The organism is Pseudomonas sp. YL2, assembly GCF_023063025.1.
GTDB classification, from domain to species: domain Bacteria; phylum Pseudomonadota; class Gammaproteobacteria; order Pseudomonadales; family Pseudomonadaceae; genus Aquipseudomonas; species Aquipseudomonas putida_A.
In genome coordinates, this window is sequence record NZ_JAJSLU010000001.1 from 286,719 (window position 1) to 304,624 (window position 17,906).

Sequence of the window (17,906 nt, forward strand, 5' to 3'; positions counted from 1 at the left end):
CGCCCCGGTGTTCAGCGTCTTGTGAAGGCAATGCGCTCAACAACTGCCATTGATCAATAACCGATGAAGTAGGGACTGATGAAAAAAACAACATGGATGGTAGCCGTCGCGGCTGCAGTATTACCCACCCTGGTGGTCGCCGAGAGCGTAGACCTGAGTGTGGTCGGAACCATTATTCCGACGTCGTGCATCCCCGCATTTGCCGGTGGCGGCACGGTAGATTTGCGCAAGATATCCGCAGCTACCCTGAACAAGACCACGCAGACGCTGCTGCCGACCCACGACATTTCGCTGCACATCAACTGTGATGCAGAGGCATCGGTCGAGGTGTCGGTCAGAGACAATCGTACAGCCACCAAATTGCCGGGCATCAACGATGGTGCCGGTAATAACGATCCGGCTTTGTTCTACGGCCTGGGTGAAATCAACGGCATCCGTATCGGCGGATTTGCGCTGCGTCACGGTCGTCCGGAAGCCGACGGTGCGCCGCAGACTCTGATGACACGCACTCTGGCAGCACCGGCGTGGCAACTGCCTGCTTCGCCGCTGGTGGGCAATGCCCCGGCGCTCTACTCATGGGGTTCCGGCGTGGCAGCTGGCCCGGTCGCGGCCCGTCACCACGGGTTTCCGATGAGCCTGTTGCCGATCATCGGCCCGAGCAACGCGCTGCCGATCACCAGCGAGATCCCGCTCGATGGCTCGGTGACCTTCGAGATGTTCTACCTCTGATCGTCAGAACCCGGCCATTACCGGGTTCTTTCAGGTTCATTCAGCGCGCCCTTTGCCGGGTGCGCTGCCCCCTGCGGAGCAATACCGATGCCGATTTCAATGTGCCGCCCAGGCTTGCGGGCGTTGCCACTGTGCCTGCTCGTCTTGATTTTGATGCCCGGGGTTCACGCTGCCGGAATGGTGCCGCAAACCCCTGTGCTGGTGGTGGATGAGGGTGTCGGTGAAGCGACGATGAATGTGCGAAACACCGAAACGCGTCCGGCCCTGCTGCACACCACGGTCGAAAATATCGAGCCGCACGATCAACAGCTGTTGCTGTTCAGTCCGCCGATTGCCCGTGTCGAGCCTGGTGCGGTGCAGCAGGTACGGTTCATGTTGCAGAGCGCCGAACCATTGCAGACCGAGCGTCTGAAACGGGTGATTTTTGAGGGGATCAATCCTGTGGCGGGTGTCGACGGTGCCCGGGTCAATCTGGGGGTTCGGCAAAACCTGCCGGTGATCCTGCGCCCTGCCGGTCTGCCAGTGGAGCGCGAGCCATGGAAACGCCTGAGCTGGTCAGCCACGGCTGAAGGTTTGCTGGTCAGTAATCCCAGTCCTTACGTGGTGCGCCTGGCCAAAGCGATTGTTCCGCTGCCGGGCACGCAGGCGGTGGATCTGCCGCGTACCTGGATCCTGCCAGGGGAGCGCCTGTCTGTCGGGTCGCCGTTGAACGTGACAGTGCGAACCATGGCAGTGCGGATCTTTCCGGCGACCACATATGGCTTTGCGGTCGATCACTTTGATGCCCCGGTTACGCACTGATGCGCGCGTGTGCCCGTCAGGGACTGGCACTGCTGATGGCGAATGCGATCGGCATGACGATGGCCAGTGAAGGGGTGGAATTCGATGCGCAGGTGCTTCGCGAGCGCGGGCTCGACCCCGCATTGGCTGAGTACTTTCGCCAGGCACCGCGTTTCTCCCAAGGCACATGGCTGGTCGCGCTTGAGGTCAATGGACAGCCACGGGGGCGGGTGTTCGTGACATTCAATGAACAGGGCGAGCCGTGCCTGCAACCGGCCTTGCTCAAGGCTGCTGGCGTGCGCGCGCAAGCGGCTTTGACCCGCGCGCAACCGCAGCAGTGCCTGACGCTGGGTGAAGGTCTGCCAGCGGCCACCGTTGCATTGCATCCCGGCAAGGAACAGATCGACCTGCTGCTGCCGACGGATCTGTTGGCGTTGCCGCAATTCCAGCCACGCAGCTTCGCCAATGGCGGAGTGGGGGGCGTGTTCAATTACGATGTATTGGTCATGGGCAGCCAGCACGAGGGGCAACGTAGTGACTTTCGCAGACTGGGTTCGGAGTTCGGCCTGAATGCCGGCAACTGGGTCTTGCGCAGTCGCCAGTCCTATACGCAATTGCCCGATAGCACTCGCTTCGAGCATCTGTATGCCTACGGCACGCGCACCCTGGAAGACTACGAAGCCAACGTGCAGATCGGCCAGTTGAACCTGCAGTCGCCATTGTTCGCCGGCGAATCTTTCAACGGAGTGCAGATTCTGCCGGAAGGTGCGTTCGCGCAAATGCGCGCGGCACAGGAGGGTGCACGTGGCGAGGTCGAGGGCATTGCCTGGTCGCCATCGCGAATCGAAGTCCGGCAGAACGGCGTGCTGATCTACACCACGCTGGTTCCCGGCGGCCCCTTCACCTTGCGCGCGCTGCCGTTGTTGAGCAACCAGCTCGACCTCGAAGTCAGCGTGCACGAGCAGGAAGGGCAAGTGCGGCGTTTTCGCGTCCCGGCAGCCAGCCTGCAGGATCCACAATCCGATCGCGCCGACGGCTTCAATCTGGCGCTGGGCACGGTGCGACGCCAGGGTTCGGATGATCGTCAGGCGCCGTCGTTTGCCACCCTTGGCCGAGAGTGGAGTCTGTCACGAGCGTTGCGCGTGAGCGGCGGGCTCCTCGGTGGGGCGGATTATCTGTCGGCAGGCTGGGGGCTGCAGCGTCAATGGCCAGGCAATCTGAGCACCGGTGTGCGCCAGGTGTTGTCCAGCGATCGAGACACAGGCATTGCAGGTCATGAGGTGCAAATGACCGTCAGTGCCGTGTTGTCGCCGAATCTGTCCACCAGTGTGGTTGCGGTGCACCGTGGCAAGGGCTTTCGCAGCCTGTCGGACACCGGCTGGAGCCAGCAGCAGGGACGGGCCGACGCCCCCGGGCGAGATCACTGGACATTTTCGCTCAACGGTACTGTCGAGCGCTGGGGGGCATTCGGCATGACCTGGTCGCGCTACACCAGCGAGGACGAGCCACCCGACATGCGCCTGGGATTGTCCTGGTCGCAGACACTGCCCGCGCGCATCAGCCTGTCGTTGAGTCTGGAGCGGGGGATCGGCGATGCCGACGCGAGGCACCGGGGCACCTCGGTCTATCTGACGGCGGCGATGCCATTGGGCGATCAGCGCAGGGCTCGCAGTTACCTGCGCAGCGATCCACGATCCGGGATGCGCCGTGGCGTGTCGATGAGTGAAGTGCTCAGTGAAACCCTGGCCTATAGCGCCAGTGCCGAACAGCGTGAAGCTGCGGCGCCATCGCTGGGTTTGCGGGTCAACGCACTGGCGCATTACACCAGTCTGGATCTGGGCCTGAACCAGCGAGCCGGGGCAAGCGAATTCGACCTGGGGCTGCGCGGCGGCATGGCGCTGCATCGCGACGGTGTCACGCTGTCGCCGTATCCACTGCGCGAGACCTTTGCCGTGCTCAAGGCTGGCGACCGTGCGGGTCTGAAGCTGTACACGCCGCAAGGCCCGGTGTGGACGGATGGATTGGGCCGGGCGGTGGTGGCCAGTTTGCCGGCCTATTCCACAGCCCGGCTGGAAGTCGATCCGTTGAGTTTGCCGCGCAACGTCGAGGTGCTCGACGGTTATCAGGAGGTCGAGGCCGGGCGTGGCTCGGTTCAGCATATGGATTTTTCCATCACCCGCGTGCGGCGTGTGCTGTTGAAGGCCAGGACGCTTGACCGGCAATGGCTGCCCAGTGGACTCGCCGTACACAACGGGCAAGGCGAATACGTGACCACGGTGCTTGAGGCCGGGGCGATCTTTCTACCGGACATCAAACCCGGTCAGTCGCTGCGGGTGCAACTGTCGGATAGCGCGCACTGCGACCTGCAATTCAATCTGGCTGAAGCGCCGGACGAGCAAGCATTGATCGAGCCCGTCGACGCGCTCTGTCAGCCTTTGAACCTTACATGACCGAGTTATTGCGCATGCATCGATGGATTGTCCTGATCACGCTGGCATCGTTGGCATCGACCTCGGTCATGGCCAGCGAGGCCTGCCAGATGACGCTCTCACCGAGCACTGTGGACTACGGCGTTTCGACGCGGGCGGAGTTGCTCGCCCGGCCATTGGGCAATGACGGCAGTTTTGGTGTGCGCACGGTTCATCTACGGATTCAATGTCCGGCTGCGCGCGCCATCAGGTGGAACTTTGCTGCTCCGAGCAGCGATGCGCTGCATTACCGCTGGACACCGGGACGGTTGCAGATACGCATTGTGGCGGCGCGTCTGGATGGCGCGCCGGTGCAATGGCAGCGCGATGATGGCGAGGCGGGCCTGTTGCAGCCTGGCGATCGCATCACCGCATGGCGCGCAGGCAGTATCGCCGCCGGACGCCATCTGGAGGTGGAGCTGGAAATCGAAGCGCGCGTCAGTGATGCCTCAAGTCGTGTCGCCGACCTTCAGCGATTTGAGGGATTCGGTACGTTTCAGCTGGAATGATCAGGCTTCGGCCAGCAGTTTGATCGCCGCCGCGCCAACCTTGCGAACCGCCTCTTCGATCTGTGGTGTCGGTTTCGCCGCGTAGTTCATCCGCAGACAATTGCGGTACTTGCCCGAGGCGGAAAAGATGCTGCCGACGGCAATCTGTACGCCCTGATCGTGCAGCGCGCGATTGAGTTTCAGCGTATCGAAACCCTCCGGCAATTCGACCCACAACATGAAGCTGCCCTGTGGACGACTGGCGCGGGTCCCGACCGGGAAGTAGCGAGTAACCCAGTCGATCATCGCGTCACGATTGCGTTGGTATTGGCTGCGCATCCGCCGCAAGTGCGGTTCGAAATGGCCGCCCTTGAGAAATTCGGCGATGGCGATCTGCGGCTGCGGTGCGGTGGAACCGGTGCTGATGTATTTCATGTGCAGCACCCGCTCCAGATAACGGCCCGGCGCGACCCAGCCGATGCGCAGGCCCGGGGCCAGGGTCTTGGAAAACGAACTGCACAGCAGCACGCGACCGTCCTCGTCGAAGGACTTGATCGTGCGTGGACGCGGGTAGGTGTAGGCCAGTTCGCCATACACGTCGTCCTCGATGATCGCCACGTCGAAACGCTGCGCCAGCGTCAGCAACGCGCGTTTGCGTGACTCCGGCATGATGTAGCCGAGCGGGTTGTTGCAGTTGGGGGTGATCTGGATGACCTTGATCGGCCACTGCTCCAGCGCCAGTTCCAGCGCTTCGAGGCTGATGCCGGTCAGCGGATCGGTGGGGATCTCCAGAGCTTTCATGCCCAGCCCTTTGAGGGTTTGCATGGCACCGTGAAAACTTGGCGAATCCACCGCGACGATATCGCCCGGCTCGCAAATGGCGTGGATGCTGGTGGACAGCGCTTCGTGGCAACCGGTGGTGATCACCAGGTCGCTGGCGCTCAACTGACAGCCGGAATCGAGCATCAGCCGGGCGATCTGTTCGCGCAGTTCGAGGGTGCCGTGGATGTTGTCGTAATACAGACCGGGCATGTCCTGGCGGCGGCTGATCCGCGCCAGTCCGCGCAGCAGCGGTTTCATGGTGGGCGTGGTCACGTCGGGCATGCCGCGACCCAGTTGCACCACGTCCTTGCGCGGCACCGCGCGAATCAGCTCCAGCACCTGATCCCATTGTGAAATCTCCACCGGTCGCTGCGCCGGACGCCCGACTGCGGGCAGTTCCGGCAGCTCGCGACCCACCGGCACGAAGTAGCCGGACTTGGGTTTCGGTGTCGCCAGACCGCTGTCTTCGAGCATGCGATAGGCCTGTTGCACCGTGCTCAGGCTGACCCCGTGTTCTACGCTCAAGGCGCGCACCGAAGGCAGGCGATCGCCAGGACGGTAGAAGCCTTGTTCGATGCGGGTGCCGAGCAGTTCGGCGAGGTTCACATACAGGGTCATGGCACTGCCTCGATGCAGGTGATTCGTTAAACCAGTACAGATGCGGCAAAAATCGGTGATTCAGACGCAGAAACGGCAAATCTGTATGGAGTTAATACAGATGCGTTGAATCTGTAATGCTTTTTCCGACCCGCGCATCATGGAATCTCTGGCTACCCAAGTAAACAGGAGCAACAAAAATGAACGGCTTGAGCGATGTGCGGCTGACGTTACGCAGTCAGGAACTGGCGGCAGGGCAGGAGGACAGTGCATGGAATAGCGCCATGCGTAACGCGCCGTCCGGCCTGAGTCGCTGGGGCCTGTTCTGGCATCGTCTGCACACGCGCAAGGCGCTGTTGAATCTGACGCCGGAGCAGCTCAAGGATATCGGGTTGACCCGGGAGCAGGCGCAGGAGGAGGGGTTGAAGCCGTTCTGGCGGATCTGAACCTTCAGTGATCGTGAGGACCATTCGCGAGCAGGCTCGCTCCTACAGGGAAATGCATTCCAAGTGTGGGAGCGAGCCTGCTCGCGAAGGCGTCGGCAAAGGCGCCACATATCCGTCAGGCCAACTCTTTAATCCGATGCCACAACATCCCCAACGCCAGCAACGGCGAGCGCAAATGCTTGCCGCCGGGGAAGGTGATGTGCGGCACCTTGGCAAACAGATCAAAGCCACCGCTGTGCTGCCCGCTGATCGCCTCGGCGAGCAGCTTGCCCGCCAAGTGCGTGGCATTCACTCCGTGCCCGGAATAGGCCTGGGCGTAATACACGTTCGGTTGATCATTGAGCCTGCCGATCTGTGGCAGACGGTTGGCGCCGATGCCGATCATGCCGCCCCATTGATAGTCGATCTTCACGCCCGCCAGTTGCGGAAACACTTCGAGCATCTTCGGCTGCATGTAGGCGCCGATGTCCTTCGGGTCGCGCCCGGAATAGTGGCAGGCACCGCCGAACAGCAGGCGCCGATCGGCCGAGAGCCGATAGTAGTCCAGCGCCACGCGCTGGTCGCAGACGGCCATGTTTTGCGGTAGCAGGCTGTGCGCCAGTTCTGTGGAAAGCGGTTCGGTCGCGATGATGTAACTGCCGGCCGGGAGCACTTTGCCGCTGAGTTGCGGATTGAGGTCGTTGAGGTAAGCGTTGCAGCCCAGCACCAGAGTCTTCGCCCGCACCGAGCCTTGAGCTGTGTGGACGCGAACTTCCGGGCCGTAGTCGATGCGCGTGACGCCCGACTGTTCAAACAGTTTGACGCCCATTTGTTGCGCAGCAGCGGCTTCGCCCAGCGCCAGGTTCAGTGGGTGCAGATGCCCGGAACCCATGTCGATCAAGCCGCCGACGTAACGTTTGGAGCCGACCACGGTGTGCATTTCATCGGCTTGCAGCAGACGGGTTTCGTAGCGATAGCCAAGGCTGCGCAGCTCTTCGGCGTCTTCGGCAAAGCCCTCAAGATCGGCCGGTTTGTTGGCGAGGTCGCAGTAGCCCCAGGTCAGATCGCACGGGATCTGGAACCGTTCGACGCGCTGGCGGACGATTTCCACCGCTTCCAGGCCCATCAGTTTCATCTGGCGAACGCCGTTAGCGCCGATGACGTTGCTGAACTGATCGAGGCCGTGGCCGACCCCGCGAATCAACTGCCCGCCGTTGCGGCCGCTGGCGCCCCAGCCGATGCGGTGCGCTTCCAGCAACACCACACTGAGGCCGCGCTCGGCCAGTTCCAGCGCGGTGTTCAACCCGGAGAAGCCGCCGCCGACCACGCACACGTCTGCGCTCAGCTCGCCTTGCAGCGCCGGATGGTCAGGCTGCGGCAGGCTGCTGGCGGCATAGTAAGAGGCAACGTGGGGTTGGCTCGCGAAGGTTCGGGCGCGGGCATTCATGGGCATCATCCAACGGCTGGGTGTCGAGAAAATTTGACGGAGCATAAGCCGCACGGCCGAAGACCGGCAACACTGGTCGGCCGTTGCTGTGTGGATCTCGGCTTTTGCGGCACAATTGCCGCCTATTTCATGTGGATTACCGTTTCGATGAGTTGCAACCGCCAGACCATTCGCGACCTGCGTCAGCAGATCCCCACGTTCGAGTGTGTGCCAGGCTGCCATGACTGCTGCGGGCCGGTGACCACCTCGCCGGAAGAAATGTCACGCCTGCCGCGCAAGACCCGCGCCGAGCAGGATGCGGCGATGGAAGAACTGAACTGTGTACACCTGGGGCCGAATGGCTGCACGGTGTATGGCGAGCGGCCGCTGATTTGCCGCTTGTTCGGTACCACCAAAACCCTGCCATGCCCGAACGGGCGGGGGCCGGTGGAGTTGATTCATCCACGGGTTGAAAAGCAGATCTTCGAATACATGGCGGCGAATCGGCAGGTGTTGGTTTAACGGGTTCACTCGGAACCGAGCTGACGCCTTCGCGAGCAGGCTCGCTCCCACATTTGAAATGCATTCCCCTGTGGGAGCGAGCCTGCTCGCGAATGGAGCGATGCCAATCTTCAGTCTGGAATCGGCAGGCTCAGGCTCTCTTTCACCTCTTCCATCACGATATAGCTTTTGGACTCACGCACATGCGGAAGCTTCAACAGAATGTCGCCGAGCAGCTTGCGGTACGAGGCCATCTCGGAAATCCGCGCCTTCACCAGATAGTCGAAATCCCCTGACACCAAATGGCATTCCAGCACGTGCGGCAGTTTCAGCACCGCGCGGCGGAACTCTTCGAAGGTGTCGCCGGATTTGTAGTCGAGGCTGATCTCGACGAACACCAGCAGGCTACCCTTCAAGTGCTGCGGATTCAGGCGGGCGTTGTAGCCCATGATGATCCCTTCGCGCTCCAGCCGCCGCACTCGCTCCGTGCACGGTGTGGTGGACAGGCCGACCTTTTCCCCGAGTTCGGTAAACGATATGCGCCCGTCCGCCTGCAGGATCCGCAAGATGTTGCGGTCGATCTTGTCCAGCTCACGTTTGGTCTGAGTGTTGGTACGCATAGGGAATGCGCCTCCGTGAAAAGGGTTTTTGCCGAGAATTGTCGCCAAATATAGGCGCTTATATAGTGAAATGCACTGGCCATTCTTTTTTACACTGCGCGCATCATTGCTCTAACAACAGACGTACGCGGCCCTGCCGCGATGAGGGATACAAAAATGCGCGTAATGGTCTTGGGTAGCGGCGTTATCGGTACCGCCAGTGCTTACTATCTGGCCCGTGCCGGGTTTGAAGTGGTGGTGGTCGACCGGCAGCCAGCCGTGGCCATGGAGACCAGTTTCGCCAACGCCGGCCAGGTGTCGCCGGGTTATGCCTCGCCATGGGCTGCGCCGGGTGTGCCGCTCAAGGCCATCAAGTGGTTGCTGCAGCGCCACGCGCCGCTGGCGATCAAGGCCACCGCCGACATCGACCAGTACCTGTGGATGGCGCAGATGCTGCGCAACTGCACCGCCAGCCGTTACGCAGTGAACAAGGAGCGCATGGTGCGTCTGTCCGAGTACAGTCGCGACTGCCTCGATGAACTGCGCGCCGAAACCGGCATCGCTTACGAAGGCCGCAGCCTCGGTACCACCCAGCTATTCCGCACTCAGGCACAGCTCGATGGCGCCGCTAAAGACATCGCCGTGCTGAAAGAGTCCGGCGTGCCGTTTGAAGTCCTCGACCGCGCCGGCATTGCCCGTGTCGAGCCGGCCCTGGCCAATGTCACCGACATCCTCGCCGGTGCTCTGCGTCTGCCGAACGACCAGACCGGCGACTGCCAGATGTTCACTACGCGCCTGGCGGAAATGGCCGTGAAACTTGGTGTGGAATTCCGCTTCGGCCAGGACATCCAGCGCCTCGACTACGCCGGTGATCGCATCAACGGTGTATGGATCGACGGCAAGCTGGAAACCGCCGACCGCTACGTGCTGGCCCTCGGCAGCTACTCACCGCAACTGCTCAAGCCGCTGGGCATCAAGGCGCCGGTGTATCCGCTCAAGGGTTACTCGCTGACCGTGCCGATCACCAACCCGGCCATGGCCCCGACCTCGACCATTCTCGACGAGACCTACAAGGTCGCGATCACCCGTTTCGATAACCGCATCCGCGTCGGCGGCATGGCGGAAATCGCCGGTTTTGACCTGTCGCTGAACCCGCGTCGGCGTGAAACCCTGGAGATGATCGTCAACGACCTTTATCCTCAGGGCGGCAATCTGGCCGAGGCGTGCTTCTGGACCGGTCTGCGTCCGACCACCCCGGACGGCACGCCGATCGTGGGCGCCACGCCGTTCAAGAACCTGTTCCTCAACACCGGTCACGGCACCCTGGGTTGGACCATGGCGTGCGGTTCCGGTCGTTTGCTGGCCGATCTGATGGCGAAGAAAAAGCCGCAGATCAGCGCCGAAGGCCTCGATATTTCCCGTTACGGCAACAAGCCTCAGGAGTCCGCAAAACATGGCAATCCAGCGCCAGCTCACCAATGAGCGCATGAGTCAGATCGTCACCCACAACGGCACCGTGTATCTGGCCGGACAGGTCGGCGACGACTTCGACGCCGGGGTCGAACAGCAGACCCGCGAGGTGCTCGCCAATATCGAGCGTTTGCTGGATCTGTCCGGTACTGACAAGCAGCATCTGCTGTCGGCAACGATCTACCTGAATGACATCGCGGCGCACTTTGCCGGGATGAACTCGGTGTGGGATCAGTGGCTGCCCAAAGGCGCCGCGCCGGCCCGCGCCACCGTCGAAGCGAAGATGGCCAAGCCGAACATCCTGGTCGAGATTTCCATCGTCGCCGCGTTGCCGTAACCGATTCAAAGATCCCTCTCCCGGCGCTGTTGGCGGTTCACGTCGTCAGTCGGCGCCGGTTTTTATTTCCATGACCGCCTAGAAGTCTGCCGCCATGCGTCCTGCCCGTGCCCTGATCGACCTAGAAGCCCTGCGACACAACTACCGAATTGCCCGCGAAGTCACCGGCGCCAAGGCGCTGGCGGTGATCAAGGCTGATGCCTATGGTCATGGTGCGGTGCGTTGCGCCCAGGCGCTGGAAGCCGAGGCCGACGGGTTTGCCGTTGCCTGCATCGAAGAAGCGCTGGAGCTGCGCGCGGCCGGCATCAAGGCCCCGGTGTTGTTGCTCGAAGGCATCTTCGAAGCTGATGAGTTGGCGCTGATCGTCGAGCATGATTTCTGGACCGTGGTGCATTCGCTGTGGCAACTCGAAGCCATCGAGCAGACGGCATTGAGCAAACCGATCACCGTGTGGCTCAAGCTCGATTCCGGCATGCACCGCGTCGGCCTGCATCCGAAGGACTACGCGGCGGCCTACCAGCGCCTGCTGGCCAGCGGCAAAGTGGCGAAAATCGTGCTGATGAGCCACTTCGCCCGCGCCGATGAACTGCATGAGCAGAGCAGCGCCGATCAGGTCGCGGTGTTCGAAGCGGCGCGTCAGGGTCTGGCTGCCGAAGTCAGCCTGCGCAACTCGCCGGCCGTGCTCGGTTGGCCGCAGATCCACAGTGACTGGGTGCGCCCGGGCATCATGCTCTACGGCGCGACCCCGTTCGAAGAAGCCAACGCCGTGGCCGAGCGTCTGCAACCGGTGATGACCCTCGAATCGAAAGTCATCTGCGTGCGCGAACTGCCCGCCGGCGAGCCGATCGGCTATGGCGCCAAATTCATCACCGACAAGCCGATGCGCATCGGTGTGGTTGCCATGGGCTATGCCGATGGCTACCCGCGTCATGCCCCGACCGGCACGCCGGTGCTGGTGGCCGGCAAACGCAGCCGGCTGCTTGGCCGCGTATCGATGGACATGCTCTGCATCGACCTCACCGATGTGCCGGAAGCGGACCTCGGTTCGACCGTCGAACTGTGGGGCAAAAACATCCTCGCCAGCGAAGTGGCGCAGTGGGCGGACACCATTCCCTACCAGATCTTCTGCAACCTGCGTCGCGTGCCAAGGCTCTATTCCGAGGGTTGAGGCCACTGCGGGGGCCAAGTGTTGTAAATACTGAACGCTGTCGCCATGATAACGCTCAATATTCTTACAACATCAGGAGGCTCCCGCCTTGGACGTCGGTGAACGACTGCAATCGATCCGCAAGCTCAAAGGGCTTTCCCAGCGTGAACTCGCAAAACGTGCGGGCGTCACCAACAGCACCATTTCGATGATCGAAAAGAACAGCGTCAGCCCTTCGATCAGTTCGCTGAGGAAGGTTCTGGGCGGGATTCCCATGTCCATGGTCGAGTTCTTTTCCGAAGAAATCCTGCAGGAAGTGCCGACCCAGATCGTCTACAAGGCCAACGAGCTGATCGACATCTCCGACGGCGCCGTGACCATGAAACTGGTCGGCCGCGCGCACCCGAGCCGGGCCATCGCGTTCCTCAACGAAATTTACCCGCCGGGCGCCGATACCGGTGAAGAAATGCTCACCCATGAAGGCGAAGAAACCGGGATCCTGGTGGAAGGTCGTCTGGAATTGGTGGTGGGCCTCGAAACTTTTATTCTCGAAGCCGGCGACAGCTACTATTTTGAAAGTACCAAGCCGCATCGTTTCCGTAATCCGTTCGACGCGCCTGCGCGACTAATCAGCGCAGCCACGCCGGCAAATTTTTAACGATAGAGGCGCCAGGCCATAACGGCGAAGGTGCCCGCAGAGTTTTTCCACCGCGCGGTATAACCCCTTCGACTATGGGGTTGTTTCAGTGTGGCGGGCTACCCGCTATACTTGCGCCCGCCTGCGAACCGTGGCCGCAGGCGTGAATAGCCACCATTGAGGGTGAACGCGTGAACCTAATTATGAAAATGCTGGCCGCACCAGCAACCCTACTGGCCCTCTGGGCTGTCAGCGCTCAAGCTGCGACGAATGACGATATTGCCAAGCGCCTCGAGCCGGTCGGCCAGGTGTGCGTTCAGGGGCAGGAATGCAAAGGGATGGAAGTCGCTGCCTCCGCTGGCGGCGGTGGTGGGGCGAAGACGCCGGATGAAGTGATTGCAAAACATTGCAACGCTTGCCACGGCACGGGTCTGCTGGGCGCACCAAAAATCGGCGACGCGGCTGCCTGGGGCGAGCGCTCCAAGAAGGAAGGTGGCGTTGACGGCCTGCTCGCAAAAGCCATCTCCGGCATCAATTCCATGCCGCCAAAAGGCACCTGTGCCGATTGCTCGGACGACGAGTTGAAAGGTGCGATCCAGAAGATGTCCGGTCTGAAATAAGCCGCGCTTCTGACGAAAAAAACCGTCTCCGGACGGTTTTTTTGTGCCTGCGATTCACGGCTTCGCTGTCCTTTGCAGCAAAGTCGAGGCAAGCTCGGTCTACCTCTATTCACGGAACGGGCAGGAGGCTTCAGATGGTGCAGTTGTGTTCGATCGAACAGGCAGTGGACGAGGTGCTTGCACGTCTGCCGGCGCATATCCATATGGGCATGCCGCTGGGGCTGGGCAAGCCCAATCACTTCGTCAACGCGCTGTACCGGCGGATCAAGGATCTGCCCGAGCGACAACTGACAATGTACACCGCGCTGTGCCTGGGGCGGCCGACGCTGGGCGACGGTCTGCAGAAGCGCTTCATCGAACCCTTCGTCGAGCGCGTGTTCGGCGATTACCCCGAATTCGATTTCCTCGCCGATCTGCAGCGTGACAGCCTGCCCGCCAACATCCGTATCGAACAGTTCTTCATGCAGCCCGGCAGCCTGCTCAACAGCGCGCCGGCCCAGCAGGATTACGTCAGCAGCAACTACAGCCACGCCGCCCGCGACATCAATGCCGCCGGCCTCAATCTGGTGGCGCAATTGCTCGCCAGCAGCAGCGAACATCCCGATCGTCTGAGCCTGAGCTGCAACCCGGACATCACCCTCGACCTGTTGCCAATGATCGCCAAACGTCGCGACGCCGGGGAGACCATTTTGCTGGTCGGTCAAGTGCACACCGATCTGCCGTACTTGCCCGGCGATGCCGAAGTCGATATCGATACCTTCGACCTGCTGATCGACGCGAAGGACAGCAGCACGCTGTTTTCCACGCCGAACATGCCGGTGGGCTTTCAGGATCATTTCATCGGCCTGCACGCCAGTACGCTGGTGCGCGACGGCGGCACCTTGCAGATCGGCATCGGCTCGATGGGCGATGCACTGACCGCCGCACTGCTTGCGCGGCAGGCAGACAACGCCGGTTACCAAGCCCTGCTTAATGACATCAATCTCAGCCAGTGGGCGCAGTTGATCGAGCGCGAGGGCGGCACTGCGCCATTCGCCAAAGGCCTGTATGGCTGCAGCGAAATGTTCGTCAACGGCCTGCTGGTGCTGGCCGATGCCGGGATCATCCGGCGCAAGGTCTACCCCGACGTGCACACTCAGGAGCAGGCCAACGCCGGCACCCTCGATGAGTCGGCGCAGACCGATGGCATCTCGGTGCACGGCGGCTTCTTCCTCGGCCCGCGCAGTTTCTACGAGCGCCTGCGTGAGTTGCCGCAGAGCAAGTGCCTCGAATTCAACATGACCCGCATCAGCTACATCAACGAGCTGTACGGGCAGGAAGAGCTCAAGCGCTTGCAGCGCCTTGATGCGCGATTCATCAACACCGTGTTCACCATGACGCTGTTGGGCGCCGGTGTGGCCGATCAACTGGAAGACGGGCGGGTGCTCAGCGGCGTCGGCGGGCAATACAACTTTGTCGCCCAGGGCCACGCGCTGCACGATGCGCGCTCGATTCTGATCCTGCGCAGCTGGCGCGAGTCCGGCGGCGAGGTCAGCTCGAACATCGTCTGGGAGTACGGCCATTGCACGATTCCACGGCACCTGCGCGACATCGTGGTCACCGAATACGGCATTGCCGATCTGCGAGGCAAGTCCGATGCGGTGGTGATCGAGTCGTTGCTCAATATCAGCGATTCACGCTTCCAACCGGGGTTGATCGAGCAGGCACAGAAGGTTGGCAAACTGCCGAAGGATTTCCGCCTCGATCCGCGCTTTGTCGACAACACCCCGCAACGCTTGCAGGCGATCGCCGCGAAGCATCCGAATCTGTTTCCCGAGTATCCGCTGGGTTGTGATTTCACCGCGATCGAGCGGGATCTGCTGCGGGCGCTGAACTGGCTGAAGAGCAAGTTCAAGCTGAGTGAGATATTGGAGCTGGGCAAGGCTGCGCTAGATGCGCCGGAGGCTTCGACGTTCCCCGAACACCTTGAACGTATGCAACTGACCAACCCGGAAGGCCTGAAAGAAGAGCTGTTCCAGCGTCTGCTGCTCACCGGCCTGAAGGCCACCGCGCAGTGACGGCTCACCCCAAAAACCACTGTGGGAGCGGGCTTGCTCGCGAAGGCGGTGTATCAGTCGAAGAATATGTCGACTGACACGACGCCTTCGCGAGCAAGCCCGCTCCCACAGGGGGTAATGCGGTGTGGTTTATTCGATGAAGGTAACGACGCCATCCTTCAGCGATTTCACGCGGGCCAGCGATTCAACGCGATAGCCCTGGGAATCCAGCTCGGCACGGCCGCCCTGGAACGACTTCTCGATCACGATGCCCAGACCGGCGACGGTGGCGCCAGCCTGTTTGATGATCGAGATCAGCGCCTGCGAAGCCTTACCGTTGGCCAGGAAGTCGTCGATGATCAGCACGCGGTCGCTGCTGGTCAGATGACGCGGCGAGATGGCCACGGTGCTTTCGGTCTTCTTGGTGAACGAGTAAACGGTCGCCGACAGCAGGTTTTCGGTCAGGGTCAGAGACTGTTGCTTGCGGGCGAAGATCACCGGCACGCCGAGGTTCAGACCGGTCATGATCGCCGGGGCAATGCCCGAGGCTTCGATGGTGACGATCTTGGTGATGCCCGAATCCTTGAACAGCGTGGCGAATTCGTCGCCGATCAGCTTCATCAGGGCCGGGTCGATCTGGTGGTTCAGGAAGGCGTCGACCTTCAGGACCTGGTCGGAAAGCACGATGCCTTGTTCGCGGATTTTCTGCTGCAATGCTTCCATGAAGCTGTCCTCGTTCAGCGCCTGTGCGCCCTAAGCTTTAAAAAAGTGGTCAATTCTAGCGCTTTAACATCGCGCGTATATCAGCCAATGCGCTATTGCCGCGCACGGCTTTGACTTCGGTCGGTGTGTCGTCGTTGCCTTCCCACGCCAGGTCGTCCGGCGGCAGCTCATCAAGGAAGCGGCTGGGCGCACAATCGATGATCTCGCCGTACTGTTTGCGCTTGGCGGCGAAGGTGAAGGCCAGGGTCTGGCGCGCGCGGGTGATGCCCACGTAGGCCAGGCGGCGTTCCTCTTCGATGGTGTCGGCTTCGATGCTGGAGCGGTGCGGGAGGATTTCCTCTTCCATGCCCATGATGAACACGTAAGGGAATTCCAGGCCCTTGGAGGCATGAAGGGTCATCATCTGCACGCCTTCGGCGCCGTCCTCTTCTTCCTGCTGACGCTCGAGCATGTCGCGCAGGACCAGTTTGCCGATGGCGTCCTCGACGGTCATCTCACCTTCTTCGTCCTTCTCGAGGGTGTTTTTCAACGCCTCGATCAAGAACCAGACGTTGCTCATCCGGTAGTCGGCAGCCTTGTCGCTGGAGCTGTTGGTGCGCAGCCAGTTCTCATAGTCGATGTCCATGACCATGCTGCGCAGCGCCGAGATCGGGTCTTCGCCGGCACACTGCTCGCGCACCTTGTCCATGAAGCGCTTGAAGCGCGACAGGCGATCGGTGAAGCGGCTGTCCAGATGCTCGCCCAGGCCGATTTCGTCGGTCGCGGCGTACATCGAGATCTTGCGTTCGGTGGCGTAGTTGCCGAGTTTTTCCAGGGTGGTCGAGCCGATTTCCCGGCGCGGCACGTTGATCACGCGCAGGAAGGCGTTGTCGTCGTCCGGGTTCACGATCAGGCGGAAGTAGGCCATCAGGTCCTTCACTTCCTGACGGCCAAAGAAGCTGTTGCCGCCGCTCAGGCGGTACGGCACCTGGTGGTGCTGCAACTTCAGTTCGATCAGCTTGGCCTGGTAGTTGCCGCGATAGAGGATCGCGAAATCGCTGTACGGGCGGTCGGTACGCAAGTGCAGGCTGAGGATTTCCATGGCCACGCGCTCGGCTTCGGCGTCCTCGTTGCGGCAGCGGATCACGCGAATCTCGTCGCCGTGACCCATCTCACTCCACAGCTGTTTTTCGAATTCGTGCGGGTTGTTCGAGATCAGCACGTTGGCGCAGCGCAGGATGCGGCTGGTGGAGCGGTAGTTCTGCTCGAGCATCACCACTTTCAGCGACGGGTAGTCATCCTTGAGCAGCATCAGGTTTTCCGGCCGTGCACCACGCCAGGCATAGATCGACTGGTCGTCGTCGCCCACCACGGTGAACTGGTTACGCTTGCCGATCAGCATCTTCACCAGCAGGTACTGGCTGGCGTTGGTGTCCTGGTATTCGTCGACCAGCAGGTAGCGCACCTTGTTCTGCCACTTTTCGAGAATATCGGCGTGCTCTTCGAAGAGCTTTACCGGCAGCAGGATCAGGTCGTCGAAGTCCACCGCGTTGAACGCCTTGAGCGTGCGCTGGTAGTGGGTGTAGACGATGGCAGCGGTCTGTTCTTTCGGATTGCGCGCGTTTTCCAGCGCCTGGGCCGGCAGGATCAGATCGTTTTTCCAGGCGCCGATCATGTTCTTGATCTCGTCGACGCCGTCGTCGCCTGCGTATTCCTTCTGCATGATGTCGGTCATCAGGGCTTTGACGTCGGTCTCGTCAAAGATCGAGAAGCCGGGTTTGTAGCCCAGCCGCGCATGCTCCTTGCGGATAATGTTCAGGCCCAGGTTGTGGAAGGTGCAGACCGTCAGGCCGCGGCCTTCGCCGGCACGCAGCAGGGTGCCGACCCGCTCCTTCATCTCGCGCGCAGCCTTGTTGGTAAAGGTCATGGCGACGATGTACTGGGCGCGGATGCCACAGTTCTGGATCAGGTGCGCGATCTTGCGGGTAATCACGCTGGTCTTGCCGGAGCCAGCGCCGGCGAGCACCAATAGAGGGCCGCCGACGTAGTTCACGGCTTCTTGCTGCCGGGGATTGAGTCGGGACATACGAAAATTCGGGAGTCGTTGACGAAATGGGCCGGC

Annotated in this window: 17 protein-coding genes; 12 read left to right on the forward strand and 5 right to left on the reverse strand. The window is 61.4% G+C overall.

Annotated features, from left to right (window positions below; all coding sequences use genetic code 11):
* The first annotated feature begins 78 nt into the window (after positions 1-78).
* From LVD08_RS01275 to LVD08_RS01290, 4 genes are all read left to right on the forward strand, one after another.
* Positions 79-729, forward strand: coding sequence for a DUF1120 domain-containing protein (locus LVD08_RS01275; protein WP_097089501.1), 651 nt, complete (start codon positions 79-81; stop codon positions 727-729).
* A gap of 87 nt (positions 730-816) precedes the next feature.
* Complete coding sequence (locus tag LVD08_RS01280) at positions 817-1,530, forward strand: fimbria/pilus chaperone family protein (RefSeq protein ID WP_247267202.1); 714 nt, start codon at positions 817-819, stop codon at positions 1,528-1,530.
* Positions 1,530-3,959 (forward strand): fimbria/pilus outer membrane usher protein, encoded by a 2,430-nt coding sequence (locus tag LVD08_RS01285; protein WP_247267203.1) that lies wholly within the window; start codon positions 1,530-1,532, stop codon positions 3,957-3,959. Before LVD08_RS01280 ends, LVD08_RS01285 begins: the two co-directional genes overlap by 1 nt.
* Positions 3,956-4,486, forward strand: coding sequence for a hypothetical protein (locus LVD08_RS01290; RefSeq protein ID WP_247267204.1), 531 nt, complete (start codon positions 3,956-3,958; stop codon positions 4,484-4,486). The genes LVD08_RS01285 and LVD08_RS01290 overlap by 4 nt, the downstream gene beginning before the upstream one ends.
* On the opposite strand, the gene LVD08_RS01295 is transcribed toward LVD08_RS01290, so the two are convergent.
* Positions 4,487-5,905, reverse strand: a complete 1,419-nt coding sequence (locus LVD08_RS01295; RefSeq protein WP_103368154.1) for an aminotransferase-like domain-containing protein — start codon at positions 5,903-5,905, stop codon at positions 4,487-4,489.
* 179 nt (positions 5,906-6,084) lie between these two features.
* Between LVD08_RS01295 and LVD08_RS01300 the strand changes: the two genes are divergently transcribed.
* Positions 6,085-6,330: a DUF1127 domain-containing protein gene (locus LVD08_RS01300; protein ID WP_247267205.1), complete on the forward strand. Its 246-nt coding sequence runs from the start codon at positions 6,085-6,087 to the stop codon at positions 6,328-6,330.
* 115 nt (positions 6,331-6,445) lie between these two features.
* Here the strand turns inward: LVD08_RS01300 and LVD08_RS01305 are convergent, their stop codons facing one another.
* Entirely contained in the window at positions 6,446-7,756 is a 1,311-nt protein-coding gene (locus LVD08_RS01305) for an NAD(P)/FAD-dependent oxidoreductase (RefSeq protein ID WP_247267206.1), read from the reverse strand.
* 147 nt (positions 7,757-7,903) lie between these two features.
* Between LVD08_RS01305 and LVD08_RS01310 the strand changes: the two genes are divergently transcribed.
* A complete protein-coding gene (locus LVD08_RS01310) occupies positions 7,904-8,257 on the forward strand; it encodes a YkgJ family cysteine cluster protein (RefSeq protein ID WP_027610425.1) in 354 nt (117 codons plus the stop codon).
* A 110-nt stretch (positions 8,258-8,367) separates the two neighbouring features.
* Here LVD08_RS01310 and LVD08_RS01315 read toward each other — a convergent pair whose 3' ends face one another.
* On the reverse strand, positions 8,368-8,856 hold the full coding sequence (locus LVD08_RS01315; RefSeq protein ID WP_003177284.1) for an Lrp/AsnC ligand binding domain-containing protein: 489 nt from the start codon (positions 8,854-8,856) through the stop codon (positions 8,368-8,370).
* A 156-nt stretch (positions 8,857-9,012) separates the two neighbouring features.
* Here LVD08_RS01315 and dadA point away from each other — a divergent pair, with 156 nt between their 5' ends.
* The 6 genes from dadA to LVD08_RS01345 all read left to right on the forward strand — a co-directional run bounded on the left by dadA (position 9,013) and on the right by LVD08_RS01345 (position 15,103).
* Positions 9,013-10,317, forward strand: a complete 1,305-nt coding sequence (gene dadA / locus LVD08_RS01320) for a D-amino acid dehydrogenase (RefSeq protein WP_247267207.1) — start codon at positions 9,013-9,015, stop codon at positions 10,315-10,317.
* Positions 10,289-10,642 carry a RidA family protein gene (locus LVD08_RS01325; protein ID WP_115988632.1) on the forward strand — a complete coding sequence of 118 codons (354 nt, stop codon included), beginning with the start codon at positions 10,289-10,291 and terminating at the stop codon, positions 10,640-10,642. The genes dadA and LVD08_RS01325 overlap by 29 nt, the downstream gene beginning before the upstream one ends.
* A gap of 94 nt (positions 10,643-10,736) precedes the next feature.
* Positions 10,737-11,810, forward strand: a complete 1,074-nt coding sequence (gene alr, locus LVD08_RS01330) for an alanine racemase (RefSeq protein WP_247267208.1) — start codon at positions 10,737-10,739, stop codon at positions 11,808-11,810.
* 88 nt (positions 11,811-11,898) lie between these two features.
* Positions 11,899-12,447 carry a cupin domain-containing protein gene (locus LVD08_RS01335; protein WP_007920393.1) on the forward strand — a complete coding sequence of 183 codons (549 nt, stop codon included), beginning with the start codon at positions 11,899-11,901 and terminating at the stop codon, positions 12,445-12,447.
* Between the two features lie 182 nt (positions 12,448-12,629).
* On the forward strand, positions 12,630-13,046 hold the full coding sequence (locus tag LVD08_RS01340; protein ID WP_247267209.1) for a c-type cytochrome: 417 nt from the start codon (positions 12,630-12,632) through the stop codon (positions 13,044-13,046).
* A gap of 134 nt (positions 13,047-13,180) precedes the next feature.
* On the forward strand, positions 13,181-15,103 hold the full coding sequence (locus LVD08_RS01345; RefSeq protein WP_247267210.1) for an acetyl-CoA hydrolase/transferase C-terminal domain-containing protein: 1,923 nt from the start codon (positions 13,181-13,183) through the stop codon (positions 15,101-15,103).
* A gap of 129 nt (positions 15,104-15,232) precedes the next feature.
* On the opposite strand, the gene LVD08_RS01350 is transcribed toward LVD08_RS01345, so the two are convergent.
* Entirely contained in the window at positions 15,233-15,805 is a 573-nt protein-coding gene (locus LVD08_RS01350; RefSeq protein WP_007962388.1) for a xanthine phosphoribosyltransferase, read from the reverse strand.
* Between the two features lie 55 nt (positions 15,806-15,860).
* A complete protein-coding gene (gene rep / locus LVD08_RS01355; protein ID WP_247267211.1) occupies positions 15,861-17,870 on the reverse strand; it encodes a DNA helicase Rep in 2,010 nt (669 codons plus the stop codon).
* Positions 17,871-17,906: the final 36 nt, after the last annotated feature.

Bases quoted from the DNA above. Each gene is read 5' to 3' on its own strand.
- LVD08_RS01275 (WP_097089501.1), top strand. From the start codon at position 79: ATGAAAAAAACAACATGGATGGTAGCCGTCGCGGCTGCAGTATTACCC.
- LVD08_RS01280 (WP_247267202.1), top strand. From the start codon at position 817: ATGCCGATTTCAATGTGCCGCCCAGGCTTGCGGGCGTTGCCACTGTGC.
- LVD08_RS01285 (WP_247267203.1), top strand. From the start codon at position 1,530: ATGCGCGCGTGTGCCCGTCAGGGACTGGCACTGCTGATGGCGAATGCG.
- LVD08_RS01290 (WP_247267204.1), top strand. From the start codon at position 3,956: ATGACCGAGTTATTGCGCATGCATCGATGGATTGTCCTGATCACGCTG.
- LVD08_RS01295 (WP_103368154.1), bottom strand. From the start codon at position 5,905: ATGACCCTGTATGTGAACCTCGCCGAACTGCTCGGCACCCGCATCGAA.
- LVD08_RS01300 (WP_247267205.1), top strand. From the start codon at position 6,085: ATGAACGGCTTGAGCGATGTGCGGCTGACGTTACGCAGTCAGGAACTG.
- LVD08_RS01305 (WP_247267206.1), bottom strand. From the start codon at position 7,756: ATGAATGCCCGCGCCCGAACCTTCGCGAGCCAACCCCACGTTGCCTCT.
- LVD08_RS01310 (WP_027610425.1), top strand. From the start codon at position 7,904: ATGAGTTGCAACCGCCAGACCATTCGCGACCTGCGTCAGCAGATCCCC.
- LVD08_RS01315 (WP_003177284.1), bottom strand. From the start codon at position 8,856: ATGCGTACCAACACTCAGACCAAACGTGAGCTGGACAAGATCGACCGC.
- dadA (WP_247267207.1), top strand. From the start codon at position 9,013: ATGCGCGTAATGGTCTTGGGTAGCGGCGTTATCGGTACCGCCAGTGCT.
- LVD08_RS01325 (WP_115988632.1), top strand. From the start codon at position 10,289: ATGGCAATCCAGCGCCAGCTCACCAATGAGCGCATGAGTCAGATCGTC.
- alr (WP_247267208.1), top strand. From the start codon at position 10,737: ATGCGTCCTGCCCGTGCCCTGATCGACCTAGAAGCCCTGCGACACAAC.
- LVD08_RS01340 (WP_247267209.1), top strand. From the start codon at position 12,630: ATGAAAATGCTGGCCGCACCAGCAACCCTACTGGCCCTCTGGGCTGTC.
- LVD08_RS01345 (WP_247267210.1), top strand. From the start codon at position 13,181: ATGGTGCAGTTGTGTTCGATCGAACAGGCAGTGGACGAGGTGCTTGCA.
- LVD08_RS01350 (WP_007962388.1), bottom strand. From the start codon at position 15,805: ATGGAAGCATTGCAGCAGAAAATCCGCGAACAAGGCATCGTGCTTTCC.
- rep (WP_247267211.1), bottom strand. From the start codon at position 17,870: ATGTCCCGACTCAATCCCCGGCAGCAAGAAGCCGTGAACTACGTCGGC.